Source organism: Acinetobacter nematophilus, assembly GCF_026344175.1.
Classification (GTDB): domain Bacteria; phylum Pseudomonadota; class Gammaproteobacteria; order Pseudomonadales; family Moraxellaceae; genus Acinetobacter; species Acinetobacter nematophilus.
The window spans coordinates 97,305-118,280 of the sequence record NZ_JAPKMY010000005.1; the positions used below are offsets into that span (position 1 = coordinate 97,305).

General features: G+C 40.9%; 17 protein-coding genes and 4 tRNA genes. 9 read left to right on the forward strand and 12 right to left on the reverse strand.

Features of this window, described 5'->3' with window-relative positions; genetic code table 11:
• Positions 1 to 90 precede the first annotated feature (90 nt).
• Both hcaR and OSH00_RS11150 read left to right on the forward strand, forming a co-directional pair.
• Complete coding sequence (hcaR, locus tag OSH00_RS11145) at positions 91 to 996, forward strand: DNA-binding transcriptional regulator HcaR (protein ID WP_196076624.1); 906 nt, start codon at positions 91 to 93, stop codon at positions 994 to 996.
• 290 nt (positions 997 to 1,286) lie between these two features.
• Complete coding sequence (locus OSH00_RS11150) at positions 1,287 to 1,958, forward strand: DUF1345 domain-containing protein (protein ID WP_196076625.1); 672 nt, start codon at positions 1,287 to 1,289, stop codon at positions 1,956 to 1,958.
• 133 nt (positions 1,959 to 2,091) lie between these two features.
• Here OSH00_RS11150 and OSH00_RS11155 read toward each other — a convergent pair whose 3' ends face one another.
• The 10 genes from OSH00_RS11155 to OSH00_RS11200 form a co-directional block, all read right to left on the reverse strand.
• The gene (locus OSH00_RS11155) at positions 2,092 to 2,952 is read right to left on the reverse strand and encodes an alpha/beta fold hydrolase (protein WP_196076626.1); all 861 of its coding nucleotides are present in this window, start codon (positions 2,950 to 2,952) and stop codon (positions 2,092 to 2,094) included.
• 240 nt (positions 2,953 to 3,192) lie between these two features.
• Positions 3,193 to 4,485, reverse strand: a complete 1,293-nt coding sequence (locus tag OSH00_RS11160; RefSeq protein WP_266130483.1) for an OprD family outer membrane porin — start codon at positions 4,483 to 4,485, stop codon at positions 3,193 to 3,195.
• Between the two features lie 481 nt (positions 4,486 to 4,966).
• On the reverse strand, positions 4,967 to 5,986 hold the full coding sequence (gene dmpG, locus OSH00_RS11165; RefSeq protein WP_266130484.1) for a 4-hydroxy-2-oxovalerate aldolase: 1,020 nt from the start codon (positions 5,984 to 5,986) through the stop codon (positions 4,967 to 4,969).
• 11 nt (positions 5,987 to 5,997) lie between these two features.
• Positions 5,998 to 6,906, reverse strand: coding sequence for an acetaldehyde dehydrogenase (acetylating) (locus tag OSH00_RS11170; protein ID WP_266130485.1), 909 nt, complete (start codon positions 6,904 to 6,906; stop codon positions 5,998 to 6,000).
• Between the two features lie 33 nt (positions 6,907 to 6,939).
• Positions 6,940 to 7,743 (reverse strand): 2-keto-4-pentenoate hydratase, encoded by an 804-nt coding sequence (locus OSH00_RS11175; protein ID WP_266130486.1) that lies wholly within the window; start codon positions 7,741 to 7,743, stop codon positions 6,940 to 6,942.
• Positions 7,744 to 8,103: 360 nt separating this feature from the next.
• Positions 8,104 to 8,709, reverse strand: coding sequence for a glutathione S-transferase family protein (locus tag OSH00_RS11180; protein WP_266130487.1), 606 nt, complete (start codon positions 8,707 to 8,709; stop codon positions 8,104 to 8,106).
• A 59-nt stretch (positions 8,710 to 8,768) separates the two neighbouring features.
• Positions 8,769 to 9,470 (reverse strand): helix-turn-helix transcriptional regulator, encoded by a 702-nt coding sequence (locus OSH00_RS11185; protein ID WP_266130488.1) that lies wholly within the window; start codon positions 9,468 to 9,470, stop codon positions 8,769 to 8,771.
• Between the two features lie 74 nt (positions 9,471 to 9,544).
• Positions 9,545 to 10,213 (reverse strand): HAD-IA family hydrolase, encoded by a 669-nt coding sequence (locus OSH00_RS11190; protein WP_266130489.1) that lies wholly within the window; start codon positions 10,211 to 10,213, stop codon positions 9,545 to 9,547.
• A 194-nt stretch (positions 10,214 to 10,407) separates the two neighbouring features.
• Positions 10,408 to 11,346: an RluA family pseudouridine synthase gene (locus OSH00_RS11195; RefSeq protein WP_196076634.1), complete on the reverse strand. Its 939-nt coding sequence runs from the start codon at positions 11,344 to 11,346 to the stop codon at positions 10,408 to 10,410.
• A gap of 522 nt (positions 11,347 to 11,868) precedes the next feature.
• Complete coding sequence (locus OSH00_RS11200; RefSeq protein ID WP_265092640.1) at positions 11,869 to 12,000, reverse strand: hypothetical protein; 132 nt, start codon at positions 11,998 to 12,000, stop codon at positions 11,869 to 11,871.
• 115 nt (positions 12,001 to 12,115) lie between these two features.
• On the opposite strand from OSH00_RS11200, the gene OSH00_RS11205 reads away from it, so the two are divergent.
• The 6 genes from OSH00_RS11205 to OSH00_RS11230 all read left to right on the forward strand — a co-directional run bounded on the left by OSH00_RS11205 (position 12,116) and on the right by OSH00_RS11230 (position 18,479).
• Positions 12,116 to 15,526 (forward strand): Rne/Rng family ribonuclease, encoded by a 3,411-nt coding sequence (locus OSH00_RS11205; RefSeq protein WP_266130490.1) that lies wholly within the window; start codon positions 12,116 to 12,118, stop codon positions 15,524 to 15,526.
• A 331-nt stretch (positions 15,527 to 15,857) separates the two neighbouring features.
• A complete protein-coding gene (locus tag OSH00_RS11210; RefSeq protein WP_266130491.1) occupies positions 15,858 to 17,699 on the forward strand; it encodes a long-chain-acyl-CoA synthetase in 1,842 nt (613 codons plus the stop codon).
• A 130-nt stretch (positions 17,700 to 17,829) separates the two neighbouring features.
• Positions 17,830 to 17,905 (forward strand) — tRNA-Lys (locus OSH00_RS11215).
• Between the two features lie 88 nt (positions 17,906 to 17,993).
• Positions 17,994 to 18,069 (forward strand) — tRNA-Lys (locus tag OSH00_RS11220).
• Positions 18,070 to 18,159: 90 nt separating this feature from the next.
• A tRNA-Lys gene (locus tag OSH00_RS11225) sits at positions 18,160 to 18,235 on the forward strand.
• A gap of 168 nt (positions 18,236 to 18,403) precedes the next feature.
• Positions 18,404 to 18,479, forward strand: a tRNA-Lys gene (locus OSH00_RS11230).
• A 23-nt stretch (positions 18,480 to 18,502) separates the two neighbouring features.
• On the opposite strand, the gene OSH00_RS11235 is transcribed toward OSH00_RS11230, so the two are convergent.
• The gene (locus tag OSH00_RS11235; protein WP_338150162.1) at positions 18,503 to 19,165 is read right to left on the reverse strand and encodes a hypothetical protein; all 663 of its coding nucleotides are present in this window, start codon (positions 19,163 to 19,165) and stop codon (positions 18,503 to 18,505) included.
• 344 nt (positions 19,166 to 19,509) lie between these two features.
• Here OSH00_RS11235 and OSH00_RS11240 point away from each other — a divergent pair, with 344 nt between their 5' ends.
• Entirely contained in the window at positions 19,510 to 19,770 is a 261-nt protein-coding gene (locus OSH00_RS11240; protein ID WP_266130493.1) for a PspC domain-containing protein, read from the forward strand.
• An 80-nt stretch (positions 19,771 to 19,850) separates the two neighbouring features.
• Here OSH00_RS11240 and OSH00_RS11245 read toward each other — a convergent pair whose 3' ends face one another.
• Complete coding sequence (locus OSH00_RS11245; RefSeq protein WP_266130494.1) at positions 19,851 to 20,951, reverse strand: HPP family protein; 1,101 nt, start codon at positions 20,949 to 20,951, stop codon at positions 19,851 to 19,853.
• Positions 20,952 to 20,976 lie beyond the last annotated feature (25 nt).

Below are 20,976 nucleotides of genomic sequence, written 5' to 3' on the forward strand. Positions count from 1 at the left end.
ACAATCATCTTCACCTCATCATTGTTTATAGATTATACTCTTGCGAAATCTTAGTAAGACATTTTTTGGATTATTCTTTGGACGAGTTATATGGAATTACGACACCTAAGATATTTCATTACTGTGGCTGAAGAACTCAACTTCAGTAAAGCAGCATTGAGACTTTATACCGCACAACCCTCACTCAGTCAGCAGATCAAAGATCTTGAAGAAGATGTGGGGGTAAAGCTTTTACATCGGACAAAAAGAAAAGTTGAATTGACTGAAGAAGGTGCTGTTTTTCTTGAGCAAGCGCGGCTGACTTTGGCACAAGCAGACAAAGCTGTTGCTATGGCAAGACAAGTATCCAAGGCGAAACAACAGTTATTGCGTATCGGCTTTGTTCCCGTTGCTGAGATGAAAGTTTTTCCTTATGTTTTACCCAATTTAAGGGTGCAAAATCCTGACTTAAAAATTGAGTTGTTGAGTTTAAATAATCTTGAACAGATGCGCGCTATTAAAAAGGGTGAGTTAGATATCAGTTTTACCCGTCATAACTTTCATAATGATGAAATTGAAAGCAAGTTCGTATTACGTGAACCTCTGATTTTTATTTTACCTAAAGACCACCCATTGGCAAAATATGAACGCATTCCAGTGAAAGCTTTAAATGGGATTGATTTTATTATCCCGGCAGAAGAACAGTCAGGTACTTTACATAATACGATTCTGGATTTTGCCAAACAGCATCATATTGAATTCAACATTGTTCAAAAAGCAGATAATATTCTATTTAATATCAACTCGATTGGAATGGGATTAGGCTGTACCATTCTGCCAGGCTATATCGCCCCCTTAACCATGAGTAACACCATCATTCGACCTTTAGATGTTGAACTCCCCTATTTGGACTTGTATGTCAGTTATAGAAAAAACGGCAGTGCTGTAGCAGTACAAAAATTTATCGCCTTACTCACCAAAGTGTTTTATCTCGACATTAACCGTTCGGATGCTTAAGCCTTAATTAAATCCGCTGTTTTTAAGCCGGCTGTAAATGATCTTTGCCACACCATTATTTCTTCCCCGAATAATGGTGGCGAATCTAAAATCCAGATCCTGACCCAGTTATCCGATACAGTCCTTTTACCCTCATTTTAAACGCTAAGAGAGTGCTTGGGAAAAGCCTCTTTGGCTGTTGATCATGCTACAGTCAGATAGCCAGACTACAACTTAAGTCTAATCATCTGATCAGGTTTCAGTTAAGATACTGCTGAATATCACAACAATACTCCTAGAGGCTGAATACTGTGGCTCTATCAACATTTCACCATATTCGTTCTGGTATTCGATCTCGCCCCTACTTCTTTATCGCTTTTCTCTTCACCATGATGTTGTATGTTGTATTTGGTTTTATTACAGATTGGTCTTGGTCAACACGACTGTTATCCAGTTGGAACATTGCCGTCATGATCTATCTGTTGCTTACCCTGAAAACACTGTGGTCGACCTCTCAAGCACATATTCTCAAACGAGCACAGCAACAAGATGCCAGTAAGTGGATCATTTTACTTTTAGTTATTTTTGCTTTGGTGATGTGTTTTATTGCCATCGTGATTGAACTTACCCATATGCCACATCATACTTTATCTAAATTTGGGCATTTGGTTTTGGCAATCTTAACCATTATTTCTGCGTGGTTGTTTATGCACACAGTTTTTGCAATTCATTATGCCCATGACTATTATTTAGCAGTAGCAAAACATCAACAAGGTGGGTTGGACTTTCCCCAAACTCCTGAACCAACTTATCCTGATTTTTTATATTTTAGCTATGTGATTGGTACTTCTGCACAAACTGCAGATGTGTCGATTACATCTCGCCCAATGCGTGTTTTAAATATTTTACACATCCTGCTGGCATATGGATTCAATACCACCATTTTAGCCATCTGTATCAATGTTGCTGCAAGTTTGATTTAATTGTTCATGGACGAGGATCCAGCATTTCCATATAAAACGCCCGATGTATGTCATCAGGCGTTTTAAGAAAATCACACTTTACATTTTTTAGGCGAATACAATAACTGTAGATTAAATACTACAATTGGTCAGATTACTTGATGCCGCGTGCAGCCAAATAATCTTTAATGACTGTATTGAACTCTTCTGCTTTTTCAACTTGTGACCAATGTCCACACTGACTAAAAATGTGCGCATCTGCATGGGGAACCGTGTTTAAAATATCCCAGGAACGTGATACTGGAATCACCACATCCTGTACCCCATGTATCAATAACACAGGCACAGTAATGTCTTTCATTTTTTCAAAGTCCAAAGGAAATTCAAAACGATCACGGTCACGTGCAGCCACCACATCCATTAAGCGAGCAGAAGCATAATCATTTTTTGCTGCTTCAAAACGAACCTTTACCAGCTCATCAGTGATTAATGATTTATCCACCACGAACATCGACAACGTATTTTTGATCCCTTCTTCACTCAGAACTGGATTGGCATGGGCCTTCAATGCGGCAGTCTGTTGAGCTCCACCTGTCCCCATTGAAACAATTCCAAGCACACGTTCTGGATAATCCAAGACCATTTGAAAAGCCAACCATCCCCCCAAAGAGTTTCCAACCAACCATGTTTTTTCAATGCCCAATGCATCTAGAGTACGTATCGCATGATCTACCCAAGCGCGAATACCATAGGCTGTATTGGGCGCAACAACGGTCTGTCCGTATCCAATGGAGTCAATGGCAATACAACGTGCCTGTTCACCAATCTGAGGAAGGTTCAACCACCAATTGGCTGCGGCTGAAACACCTGTACCTGAACCATGTAAAAAAAGTATCGGTGTTCCCTTACCCACTTCATGATAATGAGTTAATTCACCATCGGCTGTTTCAATCCATTTATCCTCTAAACCAAAAAATGTATCTGTTTGATAATTCGGGATTTGTACAGTGCTCATCACTACTTCCTCATACAACCTAATCTATGGGCTGAATCCATCTAAAAACGCATCTATACAGATTCAAAAGTTTGCTCTAAAACTTAATCTTACCTGTCTATGAAACTAAAATTGATACTTAATAACGATGACAATCAATAAAAAAACGATAATTTAAATATTTGTTTTTAAATAATTTATTTAAAATACATCAAGCTAAAGGAGTGCTACTTATGCAACCCTCCTTTACACTGGAGATCATTAAAAACGATAGCTATAACTGGTTGCTACACGATGCTCCTGCAAATCGACAAATCCAAGAACATTGGCATAATTCACATTGATGTACATCCATTGAAAACCCAAACCTTTCAGTTTTCCCTCAGGAATTACATAATTTACAATAAGATTATCTTCCTGCTCTTTGCCTCGGGTTCCATTGTTATTTTTAATGTTTGAACCATCATAGTGGCGAGCAGTCACAGTTAAACCTTGAGCAATGGTGTCTTTAAAATCATAGGTATACCCGAGACTCCAAGAACGTTCATCTTTGCGGATAAAACTGGCAACTGACCAATTGACCAAATAAGGTTGTGGCACCCAGCCGGAAAGGGTCGGAAACATTGCATTCACATTACCCGTCTCGCCAAAGATTTGTTGATAGCCGACATCAACACTGTGCTGATCAAATGTCCAAGCGCCTTTGAGTGAAAGTGCCTGATTATCGATTGCACCATAAATCGCATCCCCTGAGTCTTGGTGATCAAAATAGCGGACATGTGCTGCAAGTTTATGCTGTTCATTGATCTGTTTATTTACAGCAATGCCGAGATAATGCTGGCGATAAATATTCTCCACATCAGCATAGAAATAACTTGCAGTGAGATCAGGGCGAAATTGATAATCAATCCCTGCAATCCACATTCCGTCACTTGTACCTGAATGCACTTTGCCTTGATCGGTGTTCAACTCATTTGGCCATAAACCAAAGTCATGCACCTGATTTTCATAGCGTGCATTGACACCATTTAAATAGGCTAAAGTTAGTTTGCTGTTTTTAAGCTCTTTTGATTCCAACCAAGCCCCTTCAAATGTGGTGAGTAACTGACGGGATGGATCAAAATGTACAACAGGAGACACAGGCAGTATTTCACCTATCTTTAATTCAGTTTGGCTGATTTTGGCTTTCAGTGTTGCCCCAAACTTAGCATTGTCGCGTGCTTGATGCTTATCATTGTAATCAAATGGCATGACATAATCGTTATCACCTCGATCTCCACTCAAACGGAGTGCATATTGAGCTAAAACATCAACCCCAACTTTTAAAGGTCCTAGCTCTGAATAACCCGATTTAGCATCAAGTGTGACCGCTTGCGACCAACTGCCAAAGTCCTGTGGTTTGCTACTATTGGACTGATCTAATTGACGATCCAAAAAGAAATTTCGAAATTTAAGCTGAACTTGACGATCATCAATAAAGTCTGCATAAGCTACAGACGTCCCTAATACTGTTGTTACAGTACATATTGCTATCCATAATGATTGACGACGCATGATTGTTTTCCATTCAAACAAAATTCATTCCGCCATCTTGCGCAACTCCATGTATAGAAAAAATCAGACTACAGTATGATGAATTCGACATTTAACCATCAGTTGCGGGTTTAATTATTTTCAGGCACTTTTTTTAATACTTTTTAGCAATAAGCAAGCTGAAGATCATATTGCATTTAATGATTTTAAACTAAAAATAATCGTTAATTTGCCGTTAAAATCCAGACATATTCTTAAAATATAAAATTCATTAGTGTTTTTATGTTTAACACGAATTTTAAAATACTCGCTTTCATCTACTTATTTATAAGAAATAGCGTTTATATTAAATAAATAAACGATATTTAAAACAGCAAACCAATCACGTCAGACAAGCATTATTTTAATCTTATTATTCCTTTCACTACATCATCAAAAAGTTTTGCTGATGATTGACAATAAAAAACGCCCAGATCGGGCGTTTTTTATTGTCCAAAGAGGCTTATGCACTGGCATATTTTGCTTTTGACATGGTTAATGCCAAATCTTCGATCATATCTTCTTGACCACCGACTGTACCACGGCGACCGAGTTCCAATAAGATTTCTCGAGCCGACACGCCATATTTTGCTTCAGCACGTTTTGCAAATAACAAGAACGATGAATATACCCCTGCATATCCTAAAGTAGCTGCGTCACGATCTGCACGAATCGGCTGAAGCATCATCGGAATAACCAACTCTTCAGCAATATCCTGTACTTTAAATAAATCTACACCTGTCTCCAGCCCCATACGATTGGCAACAGCCACAAATAACTCCAATGGCGTATTTCCAGCACCAGCGCCTAAACCTGCTGCAGCCAAATCTACACGGATTGCGCCAGCATCCACTGCGGCGACTGTATTGGCAACCCCCATGCCTAAGTTATGATGACCATGAAAGCCCAGTTCGATTTCAGCAGCTAAGTTGGCACGCAAAAGCCCTACTCGATCTGTGACATCTTGAGGCAGCATATAACCAGCAGAGTCAGTCACATAAATACAATTTGCACCATAAGACACCATTTTTTGCGCTTCTTCGAGCAATTTCTCTGGAGATGCCATGTGTGCCATCATCAGAAAGCCAACCGTATCCAAGCCTAATTTACGTGCCGCGGTTATATGTTGCTCTGATACATCTGCTTCTGTGGAATGGGTTGCCACACGGATTGTAGAAACACCAACATCATGTGCCATTTTTAAATGATCAACAGTACCGATCCCAGGAAGTAAAAGTGCTGAAACTTTTGCTTGTTTTAACTGTGGAATCACAGCTTTTAAATAGGCTTCATCAGTTGCTGCTGCAAAGCCATAATTCACTGAATTGCCTCCCAAACCATCGCCATGGGTTACCTCAATTAAAGGGACACCTGCCTCATCCAATGCGGTTGATATGGCAATCATTTGTTCAATCGAGGTTTGATGGCGCATTGGATGCATACCATCACGTAGGGTCATATCGTGAATCATCAACTTAGACATGGTTGCACTCCTTATGCTTCGAGGGTAGGGATATTTTTTGCAAGAATTCTTTCTGCAAACATTTCTGCTGTACGTGCAGCAGCTGCCGTCATGATATCCAAGTTACCTGCATACTTAGGCAGGTAATCTCCCAAACCTTGAACCTCCAAGAATATAGATACACGCTGACCATCAAAAACAGGACCATTGACTAAAGTATAACCAGGCACATACTTTTGTACGTCCTTGATCATTGCATGCACAGATGCGGTAATTGCTGCCTGATCTGGCTCGCCCTCAACCAAACAGTGAATCGTATCTCGCATCATCAATGGAGGTTCAGCAGGATTGATGATTATGATCGCTTTGCCTGCTTGAGCACCGCCTACTTTTTCAATTGCGCCTGCTGTGGTTCGGGTAAACTCGTCAATATTTTTACGTGTTCCTGGTCCTACAGACTTGGTGGAGACTGTAGCAATGATTTCACCATACTGAACGGGCTGCACACGTGAAATGGCAGCCACCATCGGAATTGTTGCCTGACCACCACACGTCACCATATTGACATTGGGTACCGCGCCAGCATCTAACAACACATCAAGATTGACAGGTGGCACACAGAAAGGACCGATTGCCGCTGGAGTCAAGTCAATCATCAATACCCCAAGTTCGTTTAACTTACGGCTATTTTCCGCATGTACATAGGCGGAAGTCGCATCAAAAGCAATTTTAATCTCATCATCAATCACATGAGGCAGTAATCCATCCACTCCTTCTGCGGTGGTTTTTATGCCCATTTTTGCAGCACGTGCCAACCCCTCTGATGCAGGATCAATTCCCACCATCCATACAGGCTCCAGAAATTCACTACGCTGTAATTTATAAAGCAGATCCGTACCGATATTGCCCGGACCAATCAATGCACATTTAATCTTTTTCATACACTCATTCTCTTTAAAACGCGCTTAAGCACTTTATTCAGCAGCGAAAACGACAGTGACTGAACCGAAGCCTTCAATTTCAACATGAAACGCATCACCCGGGTGGGCAACCACCATCGGACCCAATGCACCCGTTAAAATAATGTCTCCGGCCAATAATGGACGACCACGTCGAACCATTTCATCCGCAAGCCAGACTGCTGCATTCAGTGGATTGGCTAAACAGGCTTTGCCTTGTCCTTGAGACACCACTTCATCCGCCCGTGTCATGGTCATTTTGCAGTTGACTAAATCTAAATTATCGAGTGGAACGGGGCGTGAACCTAGAACATAAGCGGCAGAAGAGGCATTGTCTGCGACAGTATCGATTAATGAGATTTTCCAATTTTCGATTCGGCTATCAACCACTTCAATCGCAGGTAAGGCATATCGTGTTGCACTGATAATATCTGCATAGGTATGTTTTTCTTGAGTCAGATCTCGATCAATAATCAAGGCGATTTCAGCTTCAACCTTGGGTTGGATCAAACGGCCAGCAGGAATAGCCTCACCATCACCATACGCCATATCCGCAAATAGCATTCCAAAATCAGGTTGATCTACACCTAATTGAGCCTGCACAACTTTTGAGGTCAGGCCTATCTTCCGTCCCACCAAACGGCGTCCTTCTTTGAGCGCCCGTTGTGTATTTACTTCCTGTACAGCGTATGCAATATCGACATCAGCACTTTGGTCGCCTAATTGAGGAAGCACGGGTGCAATTGCTACCTTGAGCAACTCCGCTTCTCTTAAAGCCAAAGCAACAGATTCAATGCACGTTTCAACAGCGTTCGACATCATGTTTCCTTAAACTGCAAAATTGGACTTCATACCGTTTTAGAGGACTAAATCTCACATCCAATCAATTGGAGATTGTGCTTTTAATGAGCCAGATCAATCGGTGCAGTTTTACTGCATCTGGTCACTACTCTTTTTAAAACGTGTACTTTTTTAAACAGTTTAAGCATCAGGGAAAATGGCATTGCGATGCCAATACTTATTTTATTTATGACAATAGCTACAACCTATAAATGTTTCTTCTTTTTTTAAATTTAAGATCATGACAATCAATGAACACTTCAGATTACTCTCCTGTAAATCAAAGATAAAAGCAGCAAACCCAGCATGATTCCACACTGAGTTTGGCTCTTGTAAGCATCAATCCACAAAAAGCGCTTGCGGGTTTCTCAAGTTTTTCCGATTTTTGACTGTATCAATATATTGTTCAATGACAGGGTGACTTTCAATCAACGCCATTTTCAATTGCCAAAACAACATGGAACCGACAAAGACATCTGCCACGGTAAATTGCTCACCACACAAATAAGGCTGAGCCTGTTCCAAGCCTTGAATTAAAGCCGTATACGTGTCCTGAAAATTTCCATAGCCAATATGCATTTTTTGTTCATCACCAATCTCAATGTTGAATACGCGATCGGTATTCGCAGCATCCCATGGGCCAGCAGCAAAAAACAACCAACGGAAATATAAACCACGCTTCGGATCATCCAATGCAGGCGCAAGTCCTTGATCAAAAAATTTATCTGCCAAATAAGCACAAATTGCAGCCATTTCATAAATCACGACATCCCCATCAACCAAAGTAGGTACTTTGCCAAATGGATTAATTTTCAGATAAGATTCTGATTTCATCTCAGTATGAAAAGCCAACTCAATTTTTTCAAATTCAGCACCGAGTTCTATCAATAGCCACTCAACAACAAGACCTCTAGACTGTGCGTTGCTATATAGTTTTAAGCTCATTTTTTTCCATTCCTTTATTGTGGTTCTTGTAATATAGGCGTGGGCATTGTCAGTTTTTGTCAGGAGCTTTTCATCATTGATTGCTTTTGTAATTCTTTTTGCCACCAAACGTGAAAAAGATGGCGCTTAAACTCAGGATAAATAGTGTCAGTCACTTTCATTTCCTGTATGCGGTCTAAACGAAAATTACGAAAATCTTCCCGTAACTCACACCATGCAGCCAACAACATTTTGTCGTTAAAATATCCCAACACAAATGGCCAAACTACTCGCGTAGAAATTTTGTGTTTTTCATCGAGATAGTTCACTTCAATTTTGACCTGATATCGGATTGCCAAGCGTACCTGTTCAACAATTTTCTCATCGACTTCAAGCCAATAGCTCACTGAACGCAGCATGGTTTCATTCATCAATTCTTGTTTATTTTTCGGCAGTACTGCATTGAGTTTAGTTAAAACCGAGTGTGAGGCATTTTTTAATGCGGGATCAGGAACGGATTTTAACCAATGCAAGGCCAAAAACACGGCTTCAACCTCTGTTTCATCCAGACTCATCGGAGGAAGCAAAAAGTTTTCTTTGAGCTGAAATCCTAATCCAGCACTGCCCTCGATATGGACCCCTTGATCTCGTAAACTTTCAATATCCCGATACACACTTCTCACGCTAATATCTAAATGTGCGGACAAGTGTTGTGCAGTAATCGGGTAACGCTGTTCACGTAAAAGCTGTAACAGTGTCAATAATCGAATAGAACGGCTCATAGGACATTTTCTTGTTATATACGTTTTAAATAAGCTGACGTTGTTTGCCAACAGCAAACAACGTATATCGCCAGCTAGGCAACTTCTGAAGTATTGATTTGTGTCTTTAAAAATTGATGTAAAACTGTCACATTGTTGGCAATCATCAATGGATTAAATGCCTTGAGCACATCAATGCGATGTACGCCATAACTCACGCCCACACGCGGCATTGCAATTCTTTGTGCCATTTCCAAATCATATGAGGTATCTCCCACCATAATCGCTTGCTCAGCATGAATTCCCGTGTAATTTAAAATTTCAGTCAACATCAAAGGATCTGGTTTAGATTTAGTCTCATTGGCTGCACGTGTGACTTCAAATAATTCAAGGCTTTGTGTTTGAGCCAAGACCCGATCCAGACCACGACGGCTTTTTCCTGTTGCCACAGCCAATTTGATATTCTGATTTTTTAAATCGTACAGCATCTCGGAAACACCAGCGAACCACTGATCATCTTTAGAGTGTTCAACATAATGATCGCCATAGCACTTCAAAATATCTTCATGTAAGGCTGGAACTTGAGGAAACAGCACTTGAGCCACTTCAGGCAAGCCTAAACCAATAATGCTTTTAGCCGCCTCAGGTGTTAAGGGCTGATCATAAACTTTCGCAGCAAACATTAAACTTTCAACAATTTGCCCAACTGAATCAAATAATGTTCCATCCCAGTCAAAGATAATCAGTTCTACAGGCTTTTGCATGAATTACTTCCAATATGTGTTGCGTTGATTCGGGGGTTTAAGTCTTCCCGATAGAGATTACCGTATCACAGACCATGAGAGGTGATATTGATTTATTTTCATCCTTGCTTGTTAACGTCATCACTCATGTCAAGCATGTGGAAATTTCGACCATCAGATCTCCACATGCTAAAAATTGAAAGAACAGGGTTCAATTAGTCTTTCTTTTGTGCTCTTAATTGAGCCACCAAACTTTGCATATCTTCCGGTAAAGGTGCTTCAATCACAGGATAGCCTGGAATTTCCAAACGCATGGCATGTAAACACAATCGACGCGGATTCGGTCCCCGATATTCTGTTTCATGACCATATTTTTCATCCCCAACCAAAGGGTGACCGATACTTAAACCATGCACACGAATCTGATGGGTACGTCCTGAAAGCGGCGAAGCATAGACCAAGGTGGCATGCATAAAACGTTCAGCAACATTCCATTGTGTCTTGGATTCTTTACCTTCTTTTGACACACGTACGCGGCGTTCGCCATTGGATAGCTCATAACGTAACAATGGTTGGTCAATAAGCTGACGATCAAGACTGACCTGCCCTTTCACGATTGCGGCATAAGTTTTTTGGATTTTATGTTCACGTAATAAATCTTGCAGCGTTTTCAAAGTACTGCGTTTTTTACTCACCATCACCAAGCCTGAAGTATCACGGTCAATACGGTGAATCAGCTCTAAATATTTTTTGCCTGTTGCTGCACGCAAGCCTTCGATCAAACCATATGCGACGCCACTCCCGCCATGTACAGCAATTCCAGAAGGCTTATTGACCACCATCAGCCCTTCATCTTCATAAATCACTCGGCTGAGTAAACTCTGGGCGACTTTATCAGACACAGGAGCATCGGTTTCGTCTTTCTGTTCAAATCGAATAGGCGCAACACGGATTTGATCACCAATAGCCAACTTGGTTTCAGCCTTGATGCGTTTTTTATTGACGCGTACCTGTCCTTCACGAATTAAGCGATAGATCCGACTTTTTGGCACACCTTTAAGACGCGTAAACAAGAAATTATCTATGCGTTGACCTTCTTGATGTTCGTCCACTTCAAACCAAGTGACACTTTGCCATTGTTGCGTAGAATTCATACAGTTACGTGATCCAATAAAAAACTAAAATTTGATTAAAAACTGATCATTTAGACTATACATTTCATACAAAATAAGTGTATAGCCCATAGGCAGATGATTCAAGGTTTGCTATAGTCAGCGCACGGATACCACCGTAAGTGAAGTTTATGATGTTCCTTTCACCCATTGAAAATGGAATATAAAAGGTAAACTTCACGACAGATACGGAAAGGTCCCAAAAGAATATGCCGACGCCGAAGGCTTTATTATATCGGCAAAAAGACAAACTGTTGCGTTTAATTGTACTTTAAGTACAGAAATCGGTTTGTTTAAAAATATATGTCGCCAACTCAGACGTTGGTTTTTAAACATAAACTGATACACATCAGACAAGTCGCTTTAGAGTGTTTTTCAGGACATAAGTGTTTGAGGCATTGGAACTGCACAATTTGTAAAGATACGATGATCATTCCGTATCAAGACGCTCTCACCAAAGTTGAGATGCTCTTCGAGCAATGTGACAGTGAAAGACGAAACAAATCAGTCATCCAATGCACCACTTTCAGTACCAGTGAAAGCCTCAAAAACTTTAATTGTGCAAAGATTAAAGAAGTATTGCAGCATCAATACAGGTATCAAAAGCCCAAGCTTGCTCAAAACAAGTGGGTTCATTACTGAAATCATATAGATGTACTGATGGTTTGAGTTTTGATCCAATATTCAGATGTTCGCTTCACTTAAACAGATAGCGAGTTGTTGGTGTGAATCACTATTAGGTGTTACACCCATGAAACGTATGTTGATTAATGCAACACATGCAGAAGAAGTTCGCGTTGCACTCATCACTGGTCACCGTCTTTATGATTTCGACTTAGAAAATCGTACCCGTGAGCAAAAGAAAGCCAATATTTATAAAGGGCATGTCACTCGCGTAGAACCCTCTTTAGAAGCTGTATTTGTAGAATATGGTGCAGGTCGTCAAGGTTTCTTGTCGATGCGCGAAATTGCAAATAGTTACTACAAGGCAGATCCTCGCCAAACTTCAAATATCCGTGAGTTGATTACAGAAGGCACTGAACTTTTAGTGCAAGTTGAAAAAGAAGAACGTGGCAATAAAGGTGCCGCACTTTCAACTTATATTTCTCTGGCGGGTCGTTATTTGGTGCTTATGCCAAACAATCCAAAAGGTGGCGGTATCAGTCGTCAAATTTCTGGATCAGTTCGTGAAGAATTGAAAGAGATGTTGGCTTCATTAAACACACCACGTGGCATGAGTGTCATTGTTCGTACCGCGGGGATTGGTCGTTCACAAGAAGAACTACAACTCGACTTACAGCATTTATTGGATCTTTGGGCTCAAATCCAAAACTCGGCCAACTCAGGTCCATCACCAATGCTTGTCCATCAAGAAGCAGGTGTGGTTACCCGCGCCATTCGTGATTACTTACGTGATGATGTAGCAGAAATTTTAATTGATTCAGAGCAAGCATATAACGAAGCCTACAACTTTGTTAAAGCGGTGATGCCAAATCAATTGGATAAACTCAAAACCTATACTTTAAATGAACCATTGTTTGCTCACTTTGGTATTGAAAGCCAAATTCAAACGGCTTATGAACGTGAAGTCAAGCTTCCTTCAGGTGGTTCGATTGTCATTGACCAAACTGAAGCTTTGGTTTCAATTGATATCAACTCAGCAAAATCAACGCGTGGTCACGACGTAGAAGAAACTGCGTTAAGCACCAACTTAGAAGCTGCAGAAGAAATTGCTCGCCAATTACGTTTACGTGATATCGGTGGTCTAGTTGTGATCGACTTCATCGATATGACCAAAGAACGTAACCAACGTATGGTCGAAGCCAAACTTCGTGAAGCAACACAAAGTGATCGTGCACGTATCCAGTTTGGTCAATTGTCACGTTTTGGTTTAATGGAAATGAGCCGCCAGCGTTTACGTCCATCACTGGAAGAAGCAACAGGTTATGTATGCCCGCGCTGTCATGGTACAGGTATGGTTCGTGACTTACGCTCACTTTCTCTTTCAATCATGCGTAAGGTTGAAGAAATCGCGCTTCGTGAACGTCATGGTGAAGTTCAAGTTGAAGTCCCTGTTGAAATCGCGGCATTCTTATTGAATGAGAAACGCCACAGCCTAGTTTACTTAGAGCAGACCTCAAATGTGCGCGTGACTGTACTGCCTCACCCGCATTTAGAAACACCGCATTACGAAATTTCATATAATCCGGAAGGTTTTGCGCCAACAAGCTATGAGCGTACAGAAGCAACACGTTCAAGTGAAAAAGAACTGGGTTATCAATCTTCTGAATGGCATTTGGAAGAAGAACAGACTCTGCAAAATACTGCACCTGCCCAAGCACAAAACAATAAACAAAATAGAAAGCAGCAACCTGCTCAAGCTCAAAAAGCGGTTCAGGCTCAAATTGCTCAAACATCATCAAGTCCATGCGCATGGTTAGAAAACTTGTTTGTACAAAAACAAGCCGCAACCATTGACCAATCACGTACTGCAAACAATGCAGCAGCAGCGATTGAACAAATGATTAATGGCGGTGCTGTCAGCCGTGGTCAGTTTGGTCAAATCAATCAGCATGCTTCAACAACAGCAATTGAAGCTCAGATTGTTCCTGAAACCAATGCTTATCTTTCACATACACCAGTTCAAAAATCAGAACCGCGTGAATATGAAAAGCATGTTGAGAAAGAAGAAAAATCTCAACGTAATAATAAAAACAAAAATCGCAACAAGCACAAAGAGTCTCGTGAACAGGCGAATGATCAACATCAAGTGATCGAAGAAGTGGTTCAGGTGACTCGTCAAGAGCAACGCCAAGAACAGCGTCAGGAGCAACGTGATCAACGTCGTCAACAAAAGCAGCAACGCCCACAGCATGATCAACATGCAGAGGCAAATAATGAACAAGCTGTTCCGCGCCGTGATCGCAATCATCAACAGCGTCCAAATCGTCCAAATCGTCACCGCGACAACAGCGTATTTAATGATGAGCAACAAGCTGCATCTCACAACGCGTCTGTAGAGTTAGCTCAACCGCAAGACAAACAACCCAAAGTTGAAGTTATTGATGCACCTCAACATGCATCGATGACCACTGCATTGGTGGTTAATCTGGATCAGGTCCAAAGTGAAATTGTTGCATTGACACCGCAACAAGCCACAGTACCTGCGAAAGCGAAGAAACATGATCGTCATGAAAAAGGCGAAACTGTAGCAAAAGCACCTCGCTCTGCTGAAACTCAACCTGTGGCTATACCTGCTGAAGAAAATCAGAGCGTACAGGCTGAGCCACAACTCAGCGTGGAGACAACTGAAGTACAGCAGCCTGTTCAACGTGCGAGCAATGATCCTCGTCAAAAACGCCGTCAACAGCGTGAAGCAGCACAAGCAAAAGCTGCCGCACCTAAGATCAGACCTTCTCAAGTACCGATGTTAAATCAGTACTCTGTGGGTTCTTTGATTCGCCATGTCTATGGTGATGATTGCGCGGTACTGATTGAACAATTTGGTTTAATTCCAACATTCAATCGTGCGTTGCTTAAATTCACAGAAGAGTATTCTGCAACCTTAACAGTTCAAGAAACTGTTGAACCAGCGAAACAACCTGTGACACGTGATGTTGCTGTTACAAAAGCAGCGCCAGAAGCACAACCCGCAGAAGTGTTAGATTTAACACCGCCAAAACCTGAAAATGACCGCCGTGTAGCAAATGATCCTCGTGAACGTCGTCGTTTAGCCAAACAGGCTGCGGTGCAGGCAAAGCAAGCACATCAGGCTGAACTTGAGCAAAATCAAGAACAAGCAAAACCTGCAGCGCCAGCGGAAGCTAAAGCAGAAGAGACAGTAACGGGAGATGTTTCTGCACCGGAAACTGTTGAAGAAAAAGCCCAGACAGAAAACACTGTGGAAACCACAGTGGCGTCTGTTGCTGCTAAATCAACTACAGCAACTGAAACCGTAGCGGCAAAACCGTCAAAAAGTGCAACAGCTGCAACGGAAAAAGCGCAAAAAGCACAGCAAGCTTTGGCTTTAGATACAGCAGCAGCTTCTGATGAGACAGCAACATCCAAGACAGACGCTGCTGCGACAGAAGATAAGCCTGCTCGCCCCCGTCGCCCTCGTGGACGTCCGCCAAAAAAAGCGACACCGCCAGCTGCTGAGTAATCAAGTAAATTTGCTTAAAATGTAGCGATTAAAGAAAACCTAGTCATTTCGATGGCTAGGTTTTTTTGCTATTTTGAATAGATTTTAAAGACATTTGTCAGATTAGGTTGATTGCACTAGTCTTAAACGATTAAAAAGACAAATGTCTAAACGATAAGGTGATTTTTATTTCCGCTCTAATGCTTACATCTGGAACTAAAAATAGTATCTACTGATCATTTATACATGTTTACTTCAACACAGACATGACATGAAATTTGATACGTACCTTATGCAGCTCAATGACACGCTAAGAAATTGTATTGGATTACGAAAAAAAAATAGGATTGATATGAGTCAAACAACACAGACCGATCTCATCGGATTTGCTGATGTAGCCGAGCGCTTACCACAGCTCATCAATAAGCTTCCAAATATCCTGACTGGACTTAAACAAGCTTATATCAGAACGCCCAATACCCCTGCCGGGCTAGGTCTGGCTTTTGAACGAGCGGTCAAGCGTAATCCATATGGAGATGCGTTATTATTTGAAAATCAACGCTACAGCTATAAAGAGCTGAATGCTTGGGCAAATCAAATTGCACATTTCTATCTTTCTCTTGGTATAAAAAAAGGCGATGTGATCACTGTAATGATCGAAAATCGTCCAGAGTTGATTGCAACAGTGATTGCTTTAGCAAAAATTGGTGTGACATCTGCACTGGTGAATACCTCACAAACAGGCAAAGTACTCACACACAGTGTCAACCTCGTTAATCCTGTTGCAATTGTGGTTGGAGAGGAATGTCGTGCTGCGGTGGATGAAGTTCGTCAAGATTTAAATATCGCTTCAGATCGCCTACACTGGTTTGCAGATCAAGATACCCTGAAAGAATCTGGTAGCGCACCGCAGGGCTATATCAATCTTGCACAAGAAATTGATGCATTTCCTAAATTCAATCCTGCAACAACACACAATGTTAAAGGCAAAGATGGATTATTTTACATCTATACCTCTGGAACAACGGGGTTGCCTAAAGCTGTTGTATTTACCAATAGTCGTTGGACGCTTGCCTATGGCACATATGGTCACATCTTAAACTTAGGTGAAGATGACGTAATGTACTGTACTTTACCGCTTTATCATGCAACAGGTATGGTGGTGTGTTGGTGCGGTGTCATTGCAGGTGGCTCGGCTTTGGCTATCCGCCGTAAATTTTCAACCTCTGCATTTTGGTCAGATGTTAAAAAGTTCAACGCATCTGCAATTGGATACGTGGGGGAACTCTGTCGCTATCTCATGGATGCAGCACCAACCGAACTTGATCATTCACACCGTGTCACCAAAATGATCGGTAATGGCATGCGTCCAAATATCTGGAACAAGTTTAAACAGCGCTTTGGTATTGAAGAAATACTTGAATTGTACGCCTCAAGTGAAGGCAATGTGGGTTTCAGCAATATCTTCAACTTTGATAATACTGTTGGTTTTTCCCCTACCCCTTATGCCATTGTACAGTTTGATAAAGAAAGTAATGAAGCAGTACGTGATGCAGATGGCTACTGCCAAAAAGTCAAAAAAGGCGAAGTGGGCTTATTGATTGGTAAAATTACCAAGCGTTCTCCTTTTGATGGCTATACAGACCCAGAAAAAAACAAATCAGTGATCATGAAGGATGTCTTTAAACAAGGCGATGCTTATTTTATCACTGGCGATTTGGTCCGTGATATCGGTTTCCGTCATGCTCAGTTTGTTGATCGTCTGGGAGATACTTTCCGTTGGAAAGGTGAAAATGTATCTACCACTGAAGTTGAGAATATCTGTAGCGACTATCCTAAGATTACAGAAGCAGTGGTTTACGGCGTTGAAATTCCCAATACCAATGGTCGTGCAGGTATGGCGGCCATTACCTTACATGAAGGTGAACAACTGACAGAACAAGATTTGAGCCAAATGGTTGCTGATTTTAAAAAGAACCTTCCCGCTTATGCTGTTCCAGTTTTTTTACGGGTTCAAGAGATTGTAGAAACGACTGGAACATTTAAATATCAGAAGAACAAACTGAAAGAACAGGCCTTTAATCCTGAAAAAACCTCTGATCGCTTGCTGGTACTTTTACCGAGTGCGACAGCATATTGTGATGTCACCCCAGAAGTTTACGCCAATATTGAAGCTTATAAATACCGTTTCTAGAAATAAAAGCCCTGTTTTCAGGGCTTTTTTAATTGATTTTGTGTTATTTATAACCGAACGTTGCAAACTTTCTTAATTTTTACTTGCGCTCTATCAATATCTTGCTAAAATACGCTCCATCAAAACAAAAGGGTCGTTAGCTCAGCTGGTAGAGCAGCGGACTTTTAATCCGTTGGTCCCGCGTTCGAATCGCGGACGACCCACCACTTATTGTTTTGACCTGTATGGATAACGAATGAAAATTACTGGTTTTCATATCGTTTTAAGTAAAGTTTCACTTTACATCCTAACTCAGGGTCGTTAGCTCAGCTGGTAGAGCAGCGGACTTTTAATCCGTTGGTCCCGCGTTCGAATCGCGGACGACCCACCATCTTTATGTTTCAATCTGAACATGGATACCGAATGAAAATTTAGATTTTCATTGATTCGGATAAAGTTATACTTTATACATCCTGACTCAGGGTCGTTAGCTCAGCTGGTAGAGCAGCGGACTTTTAATCCGTTGGTCCCGCGTTCGAATCGCGGACGACCCACCATTCTTTCTTAGGGCTTCTTTCTGTACTCCTTAGGGACTATACTAGAAACGAAACCTGCAAATATTCCGACCTAGACCAAACATCATCTTTTTTGATGCTTCGCCGTTCTCGAAAATTTTGCTTCATCTTTTGTTGTTGTGTCTAATATACTTGTTTTAGACAAATACAGGGTTGTTAGCTCAGTTGGCAGAGCAGTAGACTCTTAATCTATTGGTCGTGGGTTCGAACCCCACACAACCCACCAGATTTAAAAACGATTTATTCACTTTAATTATCAAATCTTTTTAATACATACGCTTTTGTTGGTGCTGTGGGATGTTGACTAAAATACAAACGATTCTCTTCGGTTCCATTGAGAATTCTGTCAATGTCCATAATCAAGTTGTTATGCACATCTACTTTATAAAAAAACTGAATCCCCTCTATTCTATTCACAATGATTTCATGCTGAGCTTCATCATAAATCCATGTATTCTTTTGATAGCTTCGATTGGATTTTACATCACTATTTTCATAGCTTATTTTACCCATATATACAAAAGTACGGTGCGCTGTTCCATCTGCCAGTAAGTTGATAATAAACTCTGCACTGCCCTGATCACACTTCGCAAATGGATCATCACAGCTGATTTGAACATGATAACGCCCAACAAAGGCTTCTGCTTTGGATGATAAACTTTGACGCTGTGGTGAAAAGCCTTTTACCTCACTCATTGCGGGTAAGGTTGCCTGACCTGCAACTTCACTCAGTTTTTTACCGTCATTTGCAGGTACGGCTTGTGTTGCTTCTTGCAGTGCAATCTCACTAGATGAATTCTGTGTATCAGAAGAACTCTGTTGTTTATTGTTCGATTTTGAAGAATCACAAGCACTCAATAAGCTACAGATACCTATACCTAAAATTCCAAGAAAGCTTGTTTTATGAACCATCAAATGCATAAATTCCAATAACCCAAATATACTGAGTAAAAACATGCCAAACATTCATCTGCATGCGCATATAGTATTGCGTTGTACCACTTCTCGAAATCGTCACGGTATTTTTTTTACAAAAGTATAAAAAACACTTTTTTTTCAACTCGTCAGCACGCGCATTACGTCCGCTTTTTTACAGTATTTTGAATAATTTAAGAAACATTGTTACACAGTATTAACAATTTTTATCGGCACTTTACTTGAAGAATTGTGCCGTAACTCCATTATTAAAAGTACAGTGATTGTTTTTACATTGCTAAATCAAGACCTGTGACTGATAACTTTCTAAGGAGATTTAAATGACCAATTCTGGTTTATATCGTTCAAGCCGACATAATATGATCGCCGGTGTTATGGGCGGTATTGCTGAACGTTTTGGTTGGAATGTGACTTTGCTGCGTATCATTTTCGTGATTGTTTCATGTATGAGTGCTGCATTTCCAGGTATTCTGGTCTATCTGATTCTTTGGTTACTGATGCCTAAACAGAATTTACGCTTGAATGATCATCAGGCCTATCAGCGTCCTGTACGTACCATTTATGAAGAAAAAACCCATTAACAAAATTCTTTCAAACATTTTCCCTTTTCTGCTACAACAGTTCCCCCAAACTGTTGTAGCTTTTTTTATTTAGCATGAATTTACTCTGAATTATTCAACTGTTGTTGTAATGCCGCAATCATGTCTGCTCGACTAATGATTCCCACCAACTTTTGATTTTCAATCACAGGGATATAGTTAAAAGAACGCTCCACAAAATAAGGAACTAAATCTTGAATGGGCTGTGTGGGTTGTACTGTCACGACCTGTCGATTCATAATTTGTTTGACGAAGTGTTCCCATGAAGCTCGTGGATCAGCTGCTCTTTTAAACCACTCTACAATTTCATACAACGCCAAGGTACCTACCAACTCATATCCGGCATTGACTACGGGTAAACTCATTAAATTTACTCGTTTGAATTTATCCAAGGCTTGGTGGATATCATCCTGCTCATCTAAGCTAATCACGTCTTTACTCATAATATCCTGACAAAGAAATTCATGAACTGCGCGTGCATTGGCTTTCTCTTGCGCTTCTAAAATTATTTTTTGCAAATCATATTCACTGATGTCTAAAAGCTGAGTTTGATGCTCCAAGACCTCTTGAATATCTTGCGGTTGGATGGTGACTTTTTGTGTTGGCGTTGGGTCTTTAGATCGAACATTGATTTGTGCAGCTTGAGGATATTGTTTACCTAACATCCGATTAAAAATAATCGCAATCACCAGCAAAAATACAGAGTTAATCAACACGGGATAGAAAATAAAATGATAACCCAGTTGATGTATCGAATCGCCGCCCAATACCGCAGTAATCGCCACTGCACCGCTCGGTGGATGTAGAGAGTCCGTACTCATCATCAAGAAAATCGACAAAGCAACGGCAATACTGAATGCTTCTGTCGGATTGGAAATCAATAGTGCACATGTCACGCCAATCAAACCTGCAATGGTATTTCCAACCACCATATTCCAAGGCTGTGCCAAAGGACTTGCAGGCACTGCGAATAGCAATACCGAGGATGCTCCCATCGGTGCGATATACCATGCGTTAAAGCCGCCTAATACATACCAACAGATCAGTGAGGATATTGCCAAACCCAAAAGTGCACCCAAGCCGCAAAGTAAACGATCTTTTAGGGGTAACACTTTAAAATTGGGTTTTAAGGTATTTAACCATTCAAGTTGCGTATGAAACACGGCAATCCTTCACTTTTGCGCTGTT